The organism is Pantoea nemavictus (assembly GCF_037479095.1).
GTDB lineage: Bacteria > Pseudomonadota > Gammaproteobacteria > Enterobacterales > Enterobacteriaceae > Pantoea > Pantoea nemavictus.
Window position 1 is genome coordinate 688,625 of record NZ_JBBGZW010000001.1, and the last position, 16,592, is coordinate 705,216.

Annotated in this window: 14 protein-coding genes; 3 read left to right on the plus strand and 11 right to left on the minus strand. The window is 52.1% G+C overall.

Translation table 11 applies throughout. The features are described 5' to 3' along the window. The 8 genes from nuoH to lrhA form a co-directional block, all read right to left on the minus strand. Positions 1-978: an NADH-quinone oxidoreductase subunit NuoH gene (gene nuoH, locus WH298_RS03155; RefSeq protein WP_007889331.1), complete on the minus strand. Its 978-nt coding sequence runs from the start codon at positions 976-978 to the stop codon at positions 1-3. Beyond that, the gene (gene nuoG, locus WH298_RS03160) at positions 975-3,698 is read right to left on the minus strand and encodes an NADH-quinone oxidoreductase subunit NuoG (protein ID WP_180822206.1); all 2,724 of its coding nucleotides are present in this window, start codon (positions 3,696-3,698) and stop codon (positions 975-977) included. Before nuoG ends, nuoH begins: the two co-directional genes overlap by 4 nt. Positions 3,699-3,801: 103 nt before the next feature. Beyond that, on the minus strand, positions 3,802-5,142 hold the full coding sequence (gene nuoF, locus WH298_RS03165; RefSeq protein WP_176519213.1) for an NADH-quinone oxidoreductase subunit NuoF: 1,341 nt from the start codon (positions 5,140-5,142) through the stop codon (positions 3,802-3,804). 2 nt (positions 5,143-5,144) lie between these two features. Next, a complete protein-coding gene (gene nuoE / locus WH298_RS03170; protein ID WP_007889323.1) occupies positions 5,145-5,660 on the minus strand; it encodes an NADH-quinone oxidoreductase subunit NuoE in 516 nt (171 codons plus the stop codon). 2 nt (positions 5,661-5,662) lie between these two features. Then, complete coding sequence (gene nuoC, locus WH298_RS03175; protein ID WP_007889320.1) at positions 5,663-7,462, minus strand: NADH-quinone oxidoreductase subunit C/D; 1,800 nt, start codon at positions 7,460-7,462, stop codon at positions 5,663-5,665. Positions 7,463-7,578: 116 nt separating this feature from the next. Then, entirely contained in the window at positions 7,579-8,259 is a 681-nt protein-coding gene (locus tag WH298_RS03180) for a NuoB/complex I 20 kDa subunit family protein (RefSeq protein WP_007889318.1), read from the minus strand. A gap of 15 nt (positions 8,260-8,274) precedes the next feature. Next, entirely contained in the window at positions 8,275-8,718 is a 444-nt protein-coding gene (locus tag WH298_RS03185) for an NADH-quinone oxidoreductase subunit A (protein ID WP_007889316.1), read from the minus strand. Positions 8,719-9,378: 660 nt separating this feature from the next. Next, positions 9,379-10,302 (minus strand): transcriptional regulator LrhA, encoded by a 924-nt coding sequence (lrhA, locus tag WH298_RS03190; RefSeq protein WP_007889314.1) that lies wholly within the window; start codon positions 10,300-10,302, stop codon positions 9,379-9,381. A 970-nt stretch (positions 10,303-11,272) separates the two neighbouring features. Between lrhA and WH298_RS03195 the strand changes: the two genes are divergently transcribed. Both WH298_RS03195 and yfbR read left to right on the plus strand, forming a co-directional pair. Beyond that, entirely contained in the window at positions 11,273-12,490 is a 1,218-nt protein-coding gene (locus WH298_RS03195) for a pyridoxal phosphate-dependent aminotransferase (RefSeq protein ID WP_036620879.1), read from the plus strand. 130 nt (positions 12,491-12,620) lie between these two features. After that, the gene (gene yfbR / locus WH298_RS03200; RefSeq protein WP_007889310.1) at positions 12,621-13,220 is read left to right on the plus strand and encodes a 5'-deoxynucleotidase; all 600 of its coding nucleotides are present in this window, start codon (positions 12,621-12,623) and stop codon (positions 13,218-13,220) included. A gap of 26 nt (positions 13,221-13,246) precedes the next feature. Here yfbR and WH298_RS03205 read toward each other — a convergent pair whose 3' ends face one another. The 3 genes from WH298_RS03205 to yfbV all read right to left on the minus strand — a co-directional run bounded on the left by WH298_RS03205 (position 13,247) and on the right by yfbV (position 15,019). Beyond that, entirely contained in the window at positions 13,247-13,906 is a 660-nt protein-coding gene (locus WH298_RS03205) for a sugar phosphatase (RefSeq protein WP_180822207.1), read from the minus strand. 14 nt (positions 13,907-13,920) lie between these two features. Continuing rightward, entirely contained in the window at positions 13,921-14,415 is a 495-nt protein-coding gene (locus WH298_RS03210) for a YfbU family protein (RefSeq protein ID WP_180822208.1), read from the minus strand. A 151-nt stretch (positions 14,416-14,566) separates the two neighbouring features. After that, entirely contained in the window at positions 14,567-15,019 is a 453-nt protein-coding gene (gene yfbV / locus WH298_RS03215; protein ID WP_007889303.1) for a terminus macrodomain insulation protein YfbV, read from the minus strand. Positions 15,020-15,357: 338 nt separating this feature from the next. Between yfbV and ackA the strand changes: the two genes are divergently transcribed. After that, complete coding sequence (gene ackA, locus WH298_RS03220) at positions 15,358-16,560, plus strand: acetate kinase (RefSeq protein ID WP_180822209.1); 1,203 nt, start codon at positions 15,358-15,360, stop codon at positions 16,558-16,560. Positions 16,561-16,592 lie beyond the last annotated feature (32 nt).

A 16,592-nucleotide genomic window follows, 5' to 3' on the forward strand; every position in this document is an offset into this window, starting at 1 on the left:
TTACTGCGCGGTGGACAGAATCACTGCGGCGGTCGCCAGCAGGTTCAACAGCGTCAACGGCAGACACACTTTCCAGCCGAACGACAGCACCTGGTCATAGCGTGGACGCGGCAGCGCAGCACGAATCAGGATAAACATCACCATAAAGAACGCTGTTTTCAAAGCGAACCAGATGAATGGCGGCAGGAACGGACCGTGCCAGCCACCGAAGAACAGCGTGACAATCAGCGCTGATACAGTAGTGATCGCCACGTATTCACCGACGAAGAACAGGCCGAATTTCATACCGGCATATTCAATGTGGTAACCATCCGCCAACTCCTGCTCCGCTTCTGGTTGGTCAAACGGGTGGCGGTGGCAGACCGCAACGCCGGCGATGCAGAAGGTGAGGAAGCCGAAGAACTGCGGAATGATGTTCCACAGATGCGCCTGACTTTCGACGATGGCATTCATATTGAATGAACCGGCTTGCGCCACAACACCCATCAGCGACAGACCAAGGAACACTTCGTAGCTCAGCGTCTGCGCCGAGGCACGCATCGCACCCAGCAGCGAGTATTTGTTATTACTCGACCAGCCAGCGAACAGCACCGCATAGACCGCCAGACCCGCCATCATCAGGAAGAACAGCAAACCGATGTTCAGGTCGGTGACCATCCACGTTGGCGAAACCGGTACAATGGCAAAGGCCAGCAGCAGCGATACAAAGGCGATAACCGGTGCCAGTGTAAAGATGAAGCGGTCGGTAAACGGCGGAACCCAGTCCTCTTTAAAGAACATTTTGATCATATCTGCAGCCAGCTGCAGCGATCCGCCCCACCCTACACGGTTCGGTCCGTAGCGGTTTTGCCACAAGCCGAGCAGACGACGCTCGGCGAAACTCATGAAAGCACCGCAACCCACCACGACCAACAGGATGACCAGCGCTTTGCCAATGTTGATCAGGATTTCAATAACGTCCGGTGTCAGCCAACTCATTGCGCGGCCTCCTGCAGTTTGTCAATTTGCGCACCTGAGAGGAACGGCGGCACACCTGGCATACCGAGCGGTAAACCCACCTGCCCCGCTTGCAGCGACGCAGAGAAACGTACCGGCAAACGTAACGTTTCTCCGGCACAGACCAGCTCGACAGAGGAACCGTTGTTAACGCCCAGTTTCTCAGCATCAGCCGGGTTAATCACCAGCGTGGCCGGTGACATGCGTTTCTGGAAGGTGGTTGAGCGCTGCGTCATCTCTTCACTGCCAAACAGCTGGTAGTAAGGAGCGACACGCCACTGGCTGCCCTCAACGAAGCTTTCCGGAATCGCAGTAAACCACGGCAAAGAGCGATCGCTGGCTTCAAACAGACGTACGCCTGGATCGCCATGACGCAGTTTGCCGCCGACTTCCGCCTGGAACTTGTTCCATGCTTGCGGTGAGTTCCAGCCCGGCGCCCAGGCAAATGGAATCTGCGAACGAGGTGCACTTGGTTGGTTGTTACCTTCCATCGAGAAGGCAAACATGGTGTCTTTATCCTGCGGCTGGCGCGGTTCATGCACGCTGATGTTGGCACGCATCGCGGTACGGCCACTGTTACGATGCGGGGAACGCGCCAATTTTTGACCACGGATACGGAAGCTTGCGTCTGGCGCGGCATCTTTAATGCCTTTCAGCTGTGGCAGCGCCGCAACGGTGGCATCAATCACGTGATCGAGCTGTGTCCAGTCAATGTGACGGCTTTCAACCGCGCTGTGCAGCGAGCGCAACCAGCGCCAGCTTTCCAGCATCACGACGCTGTCATCGTAATAAGACGGATCGTAAACCTGGAAGAAGCGCTGAGCACGACCTTCATGGTTGATAGATGTACCATCGCTTTCGGCGAAGCTGGCGGTAGAGAGCACCAAACCGGCTTTTTCCAGCGTTGCGGTACGCTGATGATCAACCACAATCACGTTAGCGGTGGTATCTAGCGCCGCATCTACGTCGGCCTTTGGCGCATGACGATAGAGATCGTTTTCCAGCACCACCAGCGCATCGGCTTCGCCTTTGCTCAGCTGTTCCAGTGCGCTATCCAGCGACTGACCGCCCATCAGGCCCAGGCCGAAGCTGTTCGCCGCACCGGCTAGCAAAGTAATGCCGACATCGGCTCCGCGCGCTTTCAAGGCTTTCGCCACGTTCGCGGCGGCTTCAATCATCGCGATGCTACCGGAATGCGTACCGGAGATGATCAGCGGTTTTTTCGCCCCCGCCAGAGCCTGAACCACGACATCTAATTTGCCGTTCAGTTTGCTGTCGAAGCCGCTTACCGCTGGTGCGCTCTCATCCAACGCATTGGCGATGGCAAAGCCGAGACGTGCCTGATCTTCAACCGGTGCGCGATAGCTCCATGCCGCGATATCATCCAGTCGGGTTTCGTCAACGTTGGTCACGAACAGCGGATGTTTGGCATGCTGACCGATATTGAGGATTGCCGCGATTTGCCAGTCAGCCACTTTCTGTGCGGCTGCCATCTCACGTGCTTTACCTTTTACCGCCTGACGTACAGACAGCGCTACGCGCGCGCCAACCTGAGTCAAATCTTCACCCAGCACCAGCACCGCATCATAGCTTTCGATTTCGCGCAGTGATGGCGTGTAAACGCCGCCGTCCTGCAGCACTTTCAACATCAGTTCCACGCGCGCCTGCTCACTTGCTGGCATACCGGTGGAGAAGTTTTCTGCGCCAACCAGCTCACGCAACGCGAAGTTGCTTTCAATGCTGGCGCGCGGAGAGCCGATACCGATCACTTTTTTCGCCCGACGCAGCACATCCGCCGCCGCATTCACCGCTTGTTCAGCATTCAGGCTGACCCAATCATTACCGCGTTGCTGTACCGGATGACGTGGACGATCTTTGCGATTGACGTAGCCATAACCAAAACGACCGCGATCGCAGAGAAAATAGTGGTTTACGCTGCCGTTGTAACGGTTTTCAATCCGACGCAATTCACCATAACGCTCGCCTGGGCTGGTATTACAACCCACGCTGCACTGCTGACAGATGCTTGGCGCGAACTGCATATCCCATTTACGGTTATAGCGCTCAGAGTGCGTTTTATCGGTGAATACGCCGGTCGGACAGATTTCCACCAGGTTGCCGGAGAATTCGCTTTCCAGCGTGCCATCTTCCGGACGACCAAAGTAGACGTTGTCATGAGCGCCATAGACGCCGAGATCTTTGCCGTCAGCATAATCTTTGTAGTAACGCACGCAACGATAACAGGCGATGCAGCGGTTCATTTCGTGTGAAATAAACGGGCCGAGGTCCTGATTCTGGTGGGTGCGCTTGGTGAAGCGGTAGCGACGGAAGCTGTGTCCGGTCATTACCGTCATATCTTGCAGGTGGCAGTTACCGCCCTCTTCGCACACTGGACAGTCGTGCGGATGGTTGGTCATCAGCCATTCCACCACGCTTTCACGAAACTCTTTCGCTTCGCCATCGTCGATGGAAATAAAGGTGCCGTCTGACGCTGGCGTCATGCAGGACATGACGAGGCGACCGCGGGTATCTTCGGCATTCTGGAATTGCTTCACCGCGCACTGGCGGCAGGCCCCTACGCTTCCCAGCGCCGGATGCCAGCAAAAATAAGGAATATCAAGGCCCAGAGAAAGACATGCCTGTAGCAGGTTGTCCGCTCCGTTCACATCATATTCTTTACCGTCTACATGGATTGTAGCCATAGTGAACATGCTTCCGTAAGGCTCGCCCTAAGACGAGCGTTAAACATCTAATTCTTTCCTCACGCTATTACGGCGCGAGGCGAGTTCCGTGTACGGCGGCCGATTACCAGCGCGCTTTCAGCAGGTTCGGCTGAATACCACCGATGGCTCGGGTATTACCAAACACCTGCGGCGCAATGCCGGCTTCAAACTCTTCACGGAAATATTTAATCGCGCTCTGCAATGGCTCGACGGCACCCGGTGCGTGGGCACAGAAGGTTTTACCTGGGCCGAGCTGGCGGCAGAGTTGCTGCAGGGTTTCGATATCACCCGGCTGACCTTTCTTCTGCTCCAGCGCACGCAGGATCTTCACGCTCCACGGCAATCCGTCACGGCACGGCGTACACCAGCCGCAAGATTCACGCGCAAAGAACTCTTCCAGATTACGTACCAGCGAAACCATATTGATTTCGTGATCGACCGCCATCGCCAGCGCGGTACCTAAACGGCTGCCGGCTTTACCAATGCTGGCAAATTCCATTGGCAGATCGAGGTGCTGATCGGTAAGGAAGTCGGTTCCTGCGCCGCCGGGCTGCCAGGCTTTGAATTTCAAGCCATCGCGCATGCCGCCTGCGTAATCTTCCAGGATTTCACGTGCGGTAGTACCGAACGGCAGCTCCCAGACGCCGGGATTTTTCACGCGGCCTGAGAAGCCCATCATCTTGGTGCCGGTATCTTCACTGGTAGAGATGTTTTTGTACCAATCGACGCCGTTAAGGAAGATGGCCGGCACGTTCGACAACGTTTCCACGTTGTTGACGCAGGTCGGCTTGCCCCATACGCCAGCACTTGCCGGGAACGGTGGTTTAGAGCGCGGATTGGCGCGGCGACCTTCCAGCGAGTTGATCAGCGCCGTCTCTTCACCACAGATATAACGTCCTGCGCCGGTGTGAACGATCAGCTCGAAATCAAAACCGGTGCCGAGAATATTTTTACCGAGATAGCCCGCTTCGGTGGCTTCAGCAATCGCGCGACGCAGATTGACTGCCGCTTCGATATATTCACCGCGTAAGAAGATGTAGCCACGATAGGCTTTCAGCGCGAACGCGCTGATCAACATGCCTTCCACCAATTGGTGCGGCAGTTGCTCCATCAGCAAGCGGTCTTTATAGGTTCCCGGCTCCATTTCATCGGCGTTACACAGCAGGTAACGGATGTTCATGGATTCGTCTTTCGGCATCAGGCTCCACTTCAGGCCGGTATTAAAGCCGGCGCCACCGCGGCCTTTCAGGCCAGAGTCTTTTACCGCCGCGACAATTTCGTCCTGGCTGAAATCTTTCAGCGCTTTTTCAGCACCGACGTAACCGTTTTTACTGCGGTATTCATCAATCCAAATTGGCTGCTTGTCGTCACGCAGACGCCAGGTCAGAGGATGTGTTTCGGCAGTACGAATGATCTGTTTAATGGTCATTGATACTGCTCCAGCAAGTTGGCGATGCCTTCAGGCGTCAGATGAACATGCGTATCTTCGTCCACCATCATGGTTGGCCCTTTATCGCAATTACCGAGGCAGCAGGTAGGCAAGAGCGTAAAGCGACCATCCGCCGTGGTTTGACCAGGCTTAATATTCAGCTTCTGCTCAAGTGCGTCCTGAATGCCCTGATAACCGGTGATATGGCACACTACGCTGTCGCAGTAGCGAATCACGTGACGGCCAACCGGCGTGCGGTAGATCTGGCTATAGAAAGTGGCAACACCTTCCACATCACTGGCGGGAATTCCGAGTACTTCTGCGATAGCGTTAATCGCGCCATCCGGCACCCAACCGCGCTGTTTCTGCACGATCTTCAACGCTTCAATCGAAGCCGCACGCGCATCTTCGTAATGGTGTTTTTCGTGCTCGATAGCGTGGTGCTCGGCCTCACTCAGCACGAAGACCTCAGTCGGGTCGATGGTGTGAATAGCAATCTTTTGATCGTGCATAATTAGCGGTCCACGTCTGACATAACAAAATCGATACTACCGAGGTAAACGATCAAGTCGGATACCAGGCTGCCGCGGATCACCGATGGGATCTGCTGCAGGTGCGGGAAGCTCGGCGTACGCACGCGGGTGCGATAGCTCATGGTGCTACCATCGCTGGTCAGGTAGTAACTGTTGATCCCTTTGGTCGCCTCAATCATCTGGAAGGATTCGTTGGCCGGCATCACCGGGCCCCACGAAACCTGCAGGAAGTGGGTGATCAGGGTTTCAATGTGCTGCAGCGTGCGCTCTTTCGGTGGCGGTGTGGTCAGCGGATGATCCGCTTTGAACGGGCCTTCAGGCATGTTGTTCAGGCACTGCTCCAGGATACGCAGTGACTGCCACATCTCTTCCATTTTCAGCTGAACGCGGGTGTACGCATCACTGATGCCTGCGCCAACGGGAATTTCGAAATCGAAGTTTTCGTAGCCTGAATACGGACGCCATTTACGCACGTCAAAATCCAAACCGGTAGCGCGCAGACCGGCACCGGTGGTGCCCCATGCCAGCGCTTCATCCATGTTGTACGCCGCAACGCCCTGCGAACGGCCCATCAACACGGTATTGCGCAGCGCAGCTTTGTCGTACTCTTTCAGACGTTTCGGCATCCAGTCGAGGAAGTCGCGCAACAGGCGCTCCCAGCCTTTCGGCAGATCATGCGCGACGCCGCCAATACGGAACCACGCTGGGTGCATACGGAAACCGGTGATCGCTTCAACCACGTCATAGATTTTCTGACGATCGGTGAAGGCGAAGAACACTGGCGTCATGGCGCCGACGTCCTGAATAAAGGTGGAGATATAGAGCAGATGGCTGTTGATGCGGAACAGCTCGGACAGCATCACGCGAATCACATTGACGCGATCCGGTACGGTGATGCCCGCCAGTTTTTCTACTGCCAGCACATACGGCATTTCGTTGACACAGCCGCCGAGATACTCGATACGGTCGGTGTACGGAATGTAGCTGTGCCAGGATTGGCGCTCGCCCATTTTTTCAGCGCCACGATGGTGGTAGCCAACATCGGGAACGCAATCGACAATCTCTTCACCATCGAGTTGCAGAATGATGCGGAAGGCACCGTGCGCAGACGGGTGGTTTGGGCCGAGGTTGAGGAACATGAAGTCCTCGTTGGTGGTGCTACGCTTCATGCCCCAATCTTCAGGCTTGAAGGTCAGCGCCTCCATCTCCAGATCTTCTTTCTGTTTGGTCAGTTCGAAGGGATCGAACTCGGTGGCACGCGCCGGATAATCTTTACGCAGCGGATGGCCTTCCCAGGTCTGCGGCATCATGATGCGCGTCAGGTGCGGGTGACCATTGAAGGTAATACCGAACATCTCCCATGTTTCGCGCTCATACCAGTTGGCGTTGGCGAAAATTTTGGTGATGGTTGGCACATTCAGATCGTTTTCAGACAGCGCCACCTTGAGCATGATGTCGCGGTTGCGTTCAATCGACAGCAGGTGATAGAAAACGGAAAAATCCGCGGCGGGCAATCCGGCGCGGTTAGTGCGTAAACGTTCATCAAAACCATGTAAGTCATAGAGCATGACATACGGCTTTGGCAGCTTGCGCAGGAATTCAACGATTTCCAATAGCTGTTCACGCTTCACCCAAACTACCGGAATGCCGGTGCGGGTGGCCTGAACGGTAAAGGCATCCGGCCCAAAACGGTTACGCAGCTCGCCGACCACTGGATCATCCAGATGATCGCGGGTTTGCCATGAAGGCTGTGCGAGATCTTGCGTGGTTAAATCAGTCATACGTTACTCACCATTCCGGCCTGTAATCAGGCGCTCAAAAGAAGGCGTCAGGATGGCGGCGCACATTAAATTGTGATGTTCTGCTGCGGCCGTGGCTCCATCCGTGAACGGGAAGCTTAAACTTCGTCTGGCGTTCTCAGGTTGGTGACGGCAATACGCTCACCACGTTTCCTTTCACGCTCTGGCTGCATATTGGCGCGGTAAACACCTTGATCGCCAACCACCCACGACAGTGGACGACGCTCTTTACCAATCGACTCACGCAGCAGCAGCAGCGCTTGCATATACGCTTCAGGACGCGGTGGGCAGCCTGGGATATACACATCCACCGGCAGGAATTTATCTACGCCCTGCACTACCGAGTAGATGTCGTACATACCACCGGAGTTAGCGCACGCGCCCATGGAGATCACCCATTTCGGCTCCAGCATTTGGTCATACAAACGCTGAATAACCGGCGCCATTTTGGTAAATGGCGTTCCGGCAATCACCATGAAGTCAGCCTGACGTGGTGAGGCGCGCATAACTTCCGCACCAAAACGTGCCACATCATGCACCGCAGTGAATGACGTGGTCATCTCCACGTAGCAGCAGGAGAGACCGAAGTTATATGGCCACAGAGAGTTTTTACGTCCCCAGTTCACCATGTCATGCAGAGCGTGTTCGAGCTTGCCCATATAGACGCTGCGGTGAACGTGCTGCTCCAGCGGATCGGTAACAATTTCCTGTTTCTGCAGAGGATAACGATCGTTATCGCCGCCCCCGTTCGGGTCTACGCGTGTCAGCGTGTAGTCCATCTTATTGCCTCGCTTTTACTGCTTATGAGGGTTGGTGTGGCTGTGACTGACCGGGACAGATTTGACTACTACGCGACGACGCGCAGGAGCCCAATCCAGCGCACCGATGCGCACCAGATAAACCAGGCCTGCCAAGAGCACCAAAATGAAAATTGCGGCTTCGACAAAGCCGACCCAACCGCTTTCGCGAATAGAAGTCGACCATGCGTATAAATAGAGGGCTTCGACGTCGAAGATGACGAAGAACATCGCAACCAAATAGAATTTTGCAGAGAGGCGAATATGAGTGTCACCGACCGACTCAATACCCGATTCGAACGGGGTGTCTTTGTGTCGCGCACGCGCACGTCCACCCAACAACCATCCACCGGTCAACATGAAGGCACACAGGCCAAATGCGATAACGATAAAAACAATAAATGCCCAGTGATGAGCGATCACTTCTGTAGTTGTCGACATACTCTTTGCTTACTCATCAAAAGTGGTGATGGCATCCTGCACTGTTGCAGCAAACACACCACATCGATTCAAGGGAAGGATAAAAAACCTTATAAAGTTTGCTGTCATTAGCAATAAAGCAGCAATTTTATAGGGGTTTTTACTCCTTTCTATAACCTTTTGTCAACTTTGACAAAAGTATCCAAACATTATTTTACAGCTGCAGCATATTATTAACATTCACCTCTGCGATCGCCAGCTAAATCGCTTCAGTTTGTGAGGTTAATTTTAGTGTAGCGGGTATTCACATGCATGGATCGTGCATTTAACAATCATATTTTGACAGGTCTTGTCGAAGATTCCCCCCCCTTATCAGGGGTATTTTTTTGATCCAAAGCACATAAATGGGTTTTATGATGCAAAAAACAGCGTTACAGACGGGCAAATGCCCTGGGAAAGAGGGCACGAATTGATAAAATCATTCCATCCTGAAGAAGAATGGAACGCATTCCATATTTTAAGATGATGGGGAAATCTTCGGCAGGATAATTGGTCAAAAAAGGTCAACAAACGGGCATAAAAAAAGCCTTAGCGGGTAATTAATTCGCTAAGGCTCATTTATCTAAGTTTTAACAATTAACCGGTATTCCATTTAGGAGGAATTATCAGTTACTGCAGTACTTACTCTTCATCATCCAACAACAATGTACCGTCTGGATTAGCACTCAAATTGTACGGATCGTTGGTGGACTGCATGGCATTGAAAATAGCCAGCGCCAGTTCGTTATCGCTGTCTGGATTACGGCACAGCAAATACTGGGTATCCGGCAGCACTGGCAAACCTTCCGCCGCTCCCATCACTCGCAGCTCTGGGCTCATCATTTCAACTGGACGCGCTGTCACACCCAAACCGGCCTTAACAGCTGCACGTACCGCAGCTAACGTAGACGCGACATAAGAGATGCGCCACGGAATTCCAGCTTCGTTGAGGTGATCAATCGCCATATCGCGATAAGGGCTTGGCTCATCCAACAGAACCAAAGGAATGGCTTCACCGCGCTGGAAGATATAATCCGCCGCGCAGTACCACAACGTGGGTGAAGTTCGCAGTACCTGATGGGTAAAATTGCCTGGGCTGGACGTGGTCACAACCAGATCAACTTCACCTTGATTGAGCATTTCCATCATGAACGGGTTGCGTTTGACACGAACATCAATGGCCAGCTTCGGATAAACCGACGTTACGCGATTAAGCAGGAACGGCAGAATGGTATCTGAGGTATCATCTGAAGCGCCAATGGTAAGAACGCCCTGGATGTTGCTGTACATTAAAGAGGTGCAAGCTTCGTCGTTAAAACGAAGGATTTTCCTGGCGTAACCCAGCAGTTGAATGCCATGCTCCGTCAGCAATTTATTACGTCCATGTCTGGCAAACAGCTCTTTACCTACCAATTGTTCCAGACGTTGCATCTGCTGGCTCACTGCTGACTGCGTTCTGCATACCGCGGCAGCGGCCGCTGCAAAAGTATTCAGATCGGCAACGGCAACAAATGTACGCAGCAGATCGAGGTCGAGATTCAGTATCGGACGATTTGCATTAGTCATGTTTTTTTCTTCACTTATAAGATTTTTTAAAACTACTACCCTGGTGTATTACCCGACTTATCAAAGAGATAAGAGGCAATGGTGCTTAATGACAGCCCTGTGTTGAGGCTGCCACGAAAAAATTTTGTTATGCGGATGCCGACGATCGCACCACTCTGAGATCAGAGCAGCGTCGTCATTATAGACAGCAGAACTTCTGGGCCGGAAACGTATGTCGTACAGGTGCTGGAAGCTGCGTAGTTGTCTATGTATCCCGCGTAAAGTCCTTGCGGGTCAAAAAGAAATAACATCATGTTAAGCAGATGCGAAGCGATAAAGTGCATCAAATAATAAATTATACTTAATCATTTTTACGCTATAAATGGAAATGTTTTTGTTCAAAACATTGCAATTTTTGACCAAAAGCCTTTTCGCACACATCCTGCCATAACGCTGCTCTTATTTTAAGCCCCCCAGGTTCTGAATCTTAAACACTTGCGTTAAAGTTACAGCACAAATGCTATTTTACCCGTGTTTTACACCACATTTGTCTCATTGCTGGAGCTTAATCCTATCCCTGAAAACTGAATGAGAATGAACTGCATTTTGTAACACCAGTTAGAGCTTAACCATTAACCGACGTTTTTTCGCCATCTAACAAGAATCACTTAACTATTTCATTAGGTCGCTAATGTTTTTATAAGCCAATTGTGACTGAAAAATTTCTGAATAGTCCGCCATGCTGATGGAAGAAGGCATTTACACGTCTGCCATAGCTAAGCAGTGTTTAATCTTACCAATTACTGCATCCCTGAATTAATGAACCAGATTAATAGAATTCCAATGACTTTTACGCCATGCGGCGCGGGAAAAAATGGCAAATGCGCCAAAACCAAGCGCTGCCCTTCTTTTGTTAAGGTGAGAAGAGTAAATTGGGCAAGTTTGATTTTTGGTGGCAGGTTAAAGGACTCTGCCCTTAAAGGCGGTAATGATGAATTTTCAAATTGATAAATCCGGCAAGCTGGAAAATGTCTGTTATGACATCCGTGGTCCGGTACTGAAAGAGGCTAAACGTCTCGAAGAAGAAGGCAACAAAGTTCTCAAACTGAACATCGGTAACCCCGCCCCGTTTGGTTTTGAAGCGCCTGATGAAATTTTGGTGGATGTCATTCGTAATCTGCCGAGCTCGCAAGGTTACTGCGACTCAAAAGGTCTGTATTCGGCGCGTAAAGCGATCATGCAGCACTATCAGGCGCGCGATATGCGCGACGTTACTGTCGAAGACATTTATATCGGTAACGGTGTATCGGAACTGATTGTGCAAGCCATGCAGGCATTGCTTAACAGTGGCGACGAAATGTTAGTGCCCGCACCCGACTATCCGCTTTGGACGGCTGCAGTTTCGCTGTCGAGCGGTAAAGCGGTGCATTACCTGTGTGATGAATCGGCTGGCTGGTTCCCAGACCTGGATGATATTCGCAGCAAGATTACGCCGCGCACGCGTGGCATTGTCATCATCAACCCCAATAATCCGACCGGCGCGGTTTATAGCAAAGAGCTATTGCTGGAGGTTGTTGAGATTGCACGCCAGCACAACCTGATTATTTTCGCCGACGAAATCTACGACAAAATTTTGTACGACGAAGCTCAACATCATTCGATTGCAGCACTGGCGCCAGACCTGCTGACCGTAACGTTTAACGGCTTGTCCAAAACCTATCGCGTGGCGGGTTTCCGTCAAGGCTGGATGGTATTGAATGGGCCGAAGAAACATGCCAAGGGTTATATTGAAGGGCTGGAAATGCTGGCCTCGATGCGTCTGTGTGCCAACGTTCCGGCACAGCACGCAATTCAAACGGCGCTCGGCGGCTATCAGAGCATCAGCGAATTCATCGCCCCAGGCGGTCGTTTGTATGAACAGCGTCAGCGTGCGTGGGAGTTAATCAACGATATTCCAGGCGTCAGCTGCGTTAAACCGCAGGGAGCGCTGTACATGTTCCCGCGTATTGATGCCAAGAAATTCAACATCTTCGACGATCAAAAGATGGTACTGGATTTCCTGTTGCAAGAGAAAGTGCTGCTGGTTCAGGGTACCGCTTTCAACTGGCCGTGGCCGGATCACGTGCGCATTGTTACGCTGCCGCGCGTGGACGATCTGGAAATGGCCGTAAGTAAGTTTGGTCGCTTCCTGCAAGGGTATCGCCAGTAATCGGTGACACGTGTGTATCCGTGGATATTCAAGTCACCCTCATGGGGACTTGAATTATTTAGGGTATAGTGATCGTATTTCGGGGAGAGCGTTCGCTTCGCTCTCCCCGCCATGCGAACAGGAACCGCCCATGACTCGTAGCCATTTTTTTGCCCATCTCTCTCGCCTCAAACTGATCAATCGCTGGCCGCTGATGCGCAATGTGCGCACCGAAAACGTCTCCGAACATAGCTTGCAGGTGGCGATGGTCGCTCATGCACTCGCCATCATTAAAAACAAAAAGTTTAACGGCAACCTTAATGCTGAGCGTATCGCGATGCTGGCGCTGTATCATGATGCCAGCGAGGTGCTTACCGGTGATTTACCTACGCCAGTGAAGTATTACAACGCGCAGATCGCGCACGAATACAAAAAAATTGAGAAGATCGCCCAGCAGAAGCTAATAGATATGTTGCCAGCTGAACTACAGGACGCCTATCGCCCGTTGATCGATGAACACTTGCATACTGAAAGTGAGCAATCGGTGGTGAAGCAAGCGGATGCACTTTGCGCCTACGTAAAATGTCTGGAAGAGTTGTCGGCGGGCAATAACGAGTTTCTGCTGGCGAAAGCGCGTCTGGAAAAAACGCTCTCACAGCGTCGCTCGCCGGAGATGGACTATTTCGTTGAGGTGTTTATCCCCAGCTTTAGCCTGTCATTGGATGAGATTTCGCAAGATACCCCATTATAAAAAACGGGCCGTTCAGGCCCGTTTCATTATGCATTAACTGAGAGCGTAAACTCGCCGCTACTCTCTTTCGTCACCTTTACAGGTTCCAGCGTCGTAACGCGAAACGCCACGTCGTTGAGACGCGGCGAATCTGCTGGTGCATTCACAGCAACGACCGCGCTGCCCGCCTCTAAACCTGAAATGATGCCCGCTGGCGCATCCTCAACTACAACGCAGTGTGTCGCCGAAAGCCCTAAACGTTCCGCGCCCAGCAAATAAGGCTCTGGATTCGGCTTGCCATGCTTAATATTCTCAGCGGTGATAAAGACTTCTGGCATCGGTAGATTTGCCGCTTTATGGCGCGCGTGCGCGACCGGAATCGAACCGGACGTCACAATTGCCCAGGGAATCTGTAACTCGTTCAGCGTATCGAGTAACGCTAACGCACCCGGAATGGCTTTCACCCCTTGCGTATCCTCAGCCTCTAAGCGTTCAAGCCAGAGGAACTCCGCCTGGATTGCCTCTTCCGATTGTCCCGCCATGAAATGGCGCAGCGAATTGATAGCAGGCTTTCCATGTATGTAGCTCAGGACCTCATCCGCCGATAGGCCGTGGCGCTCGCCCCACAGTGACCATGCGCGAATCACTGCAGGCAGTGAATCCACCAGCGTGCCGTCTAAATCAAACAGAAAACCCCTGTACTTCACACATCGCTCCTTATTCAGGCATTGATAATCTGCGCGATCTCATTCGCGCTGAGATGATACTGACGTGGACAAGTTTGCCACACCGTTAGCATACGTTGGTATTTTTCCCACATCGGTGTTTGCGCATTGAAACCGTGCGTGCCGGAATCAAAGTGGGTGTAGCGTCCCTCAACATTCACCATAAATCGTACATAACCGAGGTAACGCGCTTCCGTGGCGGCATCAAATCCAAGAAACGCCAGGCGACGCTCGTCAATAGAATTGCCATCTTTCAGGTTCGACCAGGAAACATGCAGCGCATGGTGCATTTCCATAATATCGATGAGCTGGCGACAAGTGGCTTCCGTTAACTCGCCGAACTCCTTGTCCAGTTCGCGTAACTGCAGGCCGTAGCCGCGCTCAATAATGGTTTGATAGCGGCGATAGCGCTCGGCGTTATCGGGCTCGAGCATTGCCATCATTTTATATTGGTTGGAAAGGATGAGTCGTTGCGCGTGGGTCATTTCCATAGTTTGCTCCCGGGCCGGCAAGGCCGCTTAAGATTTAAACAATTAAGAAATGATTACACAAGGAGAGTGATGCGTGTGTGTCCGCATCACTTTTCTTTGATTTGAACCGGGATTTGGCTCAAATTCTCTGCCCGGTAAAAGCGTCAGCAGATCAAAGATCGTCGAGGAAAGTGCGATCAAGCTGTTTAAAAGCGCGCTTTAATACGTCAGCGAGCGATTGGTAAGTCGGCTTACCGTCCACAGGCGCAATCGCCTGACCCGCTTCTTCCAGCTTAGTGCGCACCTCATGAAACCACTGCAGCAGGGTTGGCGGCAAAGGCGTCACAGAGCGTTTACCCAACCACCACAAACCTTGCATCGGCAGGCTACAGGCAAAAAGCGCCGTTGCAATCGCTGGGCCGAGCTGTCCACCAAGGGCGATTTGCCACGTCAGCGTGAAAATTGCCAGCGGCGGCATAAAACGGATAGCAAAGCGGGTGGTATTAACAACACGATTCTCGGGAAACACCGGCGCCAGGCGTTTATCGGCAGGCCAGGTCTTCATGTATCGCTGTCCGCGCTGGAACAAGCTGAACCAGCCGGGATTGTCTGTCTCATTCGCCATGATAGACCTCAACAAAATCTGCAATATTTAAAATAAACCGATAACTACACAACTTTACGTGACATCCTTCAAAAGTTTTTGTCTTTGTGGGTGACAGTGAGTATTCTGACGCCGTTTAAGCAACATTACCGGAAGCTTTAGCTCAATAAAAGAGCGGCCAGAGCCATGTTTCACTAAACGCCTATCAAAAATAAGCGTAAAATCACCAAAATTTTTTGCATGTCACTCAATTTTTGACTAGCACATGATGTTTATCATTAACCTACCAGCTTTCATGGGCTACGCTGTTAGTCTGATTGCGTTATTTTTAGCCACTATTTAACAAAATAGGTACTTCCATGTCGACGAAGTTAGTACTGGTTCTAAACTGCGGCAGCTCCTCTCTTAAGTTTGCCATCCTCAACCCAGCCACTGGCGACGAATATTTGTCGGGTCTGGCTGAATGTTTCCATTTACCTGAAGCGCGTATCAAATGGAAGCTGGAAGGCAGCAAACAAGAAGCCCCATTGGGTGCAGGCGCTGCTCATAGCGAAGCGCTCAACTTCATCGTTAAATCTATTCTGGCACAAAAACCAGAGCTTTCGGCACAAATCGCTGCAATCGGCCACCGTATTGTTCATGGCGGCGAGCAGCTGACGAAATCTGTCATTATCGACGAGTCTGTCATTCAGGGCATCAAAGATGCGTCTTCATTTGCACCGCTGCACAATCCCGCGCATCTGATCGGTATTGATGAAGCGCTGAAAAACTTCCCGCATCTTTCCGATAAAAATGTGGCGGTTTTTGACACGGCATTCCATCAGACAATGCCGGAAGAGTCCTATCTCTATGCTCTGCCCTACAAGTTGTACAAAGAGCACGGCGTTCGCCGCTACGGCGCACACGGCACCAGCCACTACTATGTGACGCAGGAAGCCGCAAAAATGCTGAACAAGCCGGTGAGTGAATTGAATATCATCACTTGCCATCTTGGCAACGGCGGTTCAGTTTCCGCAATCCGCAACGGCCAGTGTGTTGACACCTCAATGGGTTTGACCCCGCTGGAAGGTTTAGTGATGGGTACCCGTAGCGGTGATATCGATCCTGCCATCATCTTCTTCCTGCATGATGCACTGGGCATGAGCGTTGATGCCATTAACAAACTACTGACCAAAGAGTCTGGCCTGTTAGGTTTGACCGAAGTCACCAGCGACTGCCGCTATGTTGAAGATAACTACGCGACCAAAGAGGATGCCAAACGTGCGATGGATGTATTCTGTCATCGTCTGGCGAAGTACATCGGCAGCTACACTGCGCTGATGGAAGGTCGTCTGGATGCGGTGATCTTCACCGGTGGCATCGGTGAGAATGCAGCAATGGTACGTGAACTGGCGCTGCAGAAACTGGGCCTGCTCGGCTTCGAGGTCGATCACGAGCGCAACCTGGCAGCCCGCTTCGGTAAATCTGGCTTCATCAATAAAGAAGGCACTCGCCCAGCCGTGGTGATCCCAACCAACGAAGAGTTGGTGATTGCTCAAGATGCCGCGCGTCTCACCGCATAAAAACACTTCTCTCCGTCAGCTTAGGCTGACGG

What these genes read in the sequence shown, in the direction of transcription:
- nuoE (WP_007889323.1), bottom strand. Translation starts at nt 5,660, where the DNA reads ATGCACGATCAAAAGATTGCTATTCACACCATCGACCCGACTGAGGTC.
- WH298_RS03210 (WP_180822208.1), bottom strand. Translation starts at nt 14,415, where the DNA reads ATGGAAATGACCCACGCGCAACGACTCATCCTTTCCAACCAATATAAA.
- lrhA (WP_007889314.1), bottom strand. Translation starts at nt 10,302, where the DNA reads ATGACTAATGCAAATCGTCCGATACTGAATCTCGACCTCGATCTGCTG.
- ackA (WP_180822209.1), top strand. Translation starts at nt 15,358, where the DNA reads ATGTCGACGAAGTTAGTACTGGTTCTAAACTGCGGCAGCTCCTCTCTT.
- WH298_RS03180 (WP_007889318.1), bottom strand. Translation starts at nt 8,259, where the DNA reads ATGGACTACACGCTGACACGCGTAGACCCGAACGGGGGCGGCGATAAC.
- WH298_RS03195 (WP_036620879.1), top strand. Translation starts at nt 11,273, where the DNA reads ATGAATTTTCAAATTGATAAATCCGGCAAGCTGGAAAATGTCTGTTAT.
- nuoH (WP_007889331.1), bottom strand. Translation starts at nt 978, where the DNA reads ATGAGTTGGCTGACACCGGACGTTATTGAAATCCTGATCAACATTGGC.
- nuoG (WP_180822206.1), bottom strand. Translation starts at nt 3,698, where the DNA reads ATGGCTACAATCCATGTAGACGGTAAAGAATATGATGTGAACGGAGCG.
- WH298_RS03185 (WP_007889316.1), bottom strand. Translation starts at nt 8,718, where the DNA reads ATGTCGACAACTACAGAAGTGATCGCTCATCACTGGGCATTTATTGTT.
- yfbR (WP_007889310.1), top strand. Translation starts at nt 12,621, where the DNA reads ATGACTCGTAGCCATTTTTTTGCCCATCTCTCTCGCCTCAAACTGATC.
- yfbV (WP_007889303.1), bottom strand. Translation starts at nt 15,019, where the DNA reads ATGGCGAATGAGACAGACAATCCCGGCTGGTTCAGCTTGTTCCAGCGC.
- nuoC (WP_007889320.1), bottom strand. Translation starts at nt 7,462, where the DNA reads ATGACTGATTTAACCACGCAAGATCTCGCACAGCCTTCATGGCAAACC.